The organism is Robinsoniella sp., assembly GCF_034124845.1.
Genome location: NZ_JAWYAJ010000500.1, coordinates 1 through 1,106 on the forward strand (window position 1 = coordinate 1; position 1,106 = coordinate 1,106).

The window sequence follows — 1,106 nt, forward strand, 5'->3', positions numbered from 1 at the left end:
AGAGATGTGGAAAAAACAAAAGACAAAAAGAATTTTTAAGTCGTTTATTTGTATGGTGCTAGCTGTATTGATATTTATTGCAGACGTGCCTGATTTGGGGCTTGTATTAAAAGTTATGGCTAATCCGAAGCCTAATCAACTGGCAGTTGTAGATGGGCGGGTAGATGTAAAAACAGAAATAGAATCAGAAACAGATAGGGTTGATAAAGACGAATATAATAATCGAGAAAGTAATACAACTTCTGAATATAACACAGAAGGAATTACTGAAATTGAAACAGTAGAAGAAACAGAATCTATTGAAACAAATTCAAGTGAAATGATAGAAACAGAATTATTTGAAACAGAAAAAGCTGATAGGCAAGAACAACCAAAGGAATCCGAAACAGTGGTTGAAAATTCTTCTGTAAAAAAGGTTTCTGAGTATGTTAAAACAGTTATTCCAGAAGATATTGTTTATGATGAAATAATAGATGGAGATACTGTGCTTTCTTCAGGAGGAGTGTTAAGGGATAAAAAAATATTATATCAGGGTGATGTAATTGTTGATAGTAATGTTCAGTTTTCTAATTGTACAATTAGGATAACAGGCAATATGGTAATGCAGTCTGGTTCTTTAAATGCACAGAACTCTATTGTATGGGTAGATGGTACCTTTAGGATTCAGTCAGAGAGTGAAGAGGGGGAATATGGAGATACTGCTGCGTATCTAACTGGTGGCAATAATGCTTGTATAGTGGTTAAAGGGGATTTTTATACTGAGAGTATAAATGACAATAATCAAATAAATAAGGGGTTAATACTTGAACTTTACGGGGATTTTCACCATTTAGGAGACAGTAGCTTTAATCGGGTATCAAGTGCCTGGGGAACACTAGTGTTTGCTGGAGAAAAAAAACAGCATGTATCCATGGGAACGATGCGTGGAAAGCTGAAAAGTATCGTAGTAGCTAACCATGCAGGGAAGATCTATGCAGATACACCGCTGTGGGGAGCTGAGTTAACCCAGGACACGACCATTGCTGGTGAAGAGGTGGCTGTGCAGGGAAACGGAAATGGGCATAAACTGACCATAGAAGGAGACTATCTGGGAACGCAGTTTACCC

1 protein-coding gene is annotated in these 1,106 nt (G+C 37.2%); it reads left to right on the forward strand.

The genetic code is table 11. The features are described from left to right. On the forward strand, positions 1 to 1,106 hold a 1,106-nt coding region (locus tag ACH2DQ_RS24745; protein ID WP_395028595.1), incomplete at both ends, for a hypothetical protein.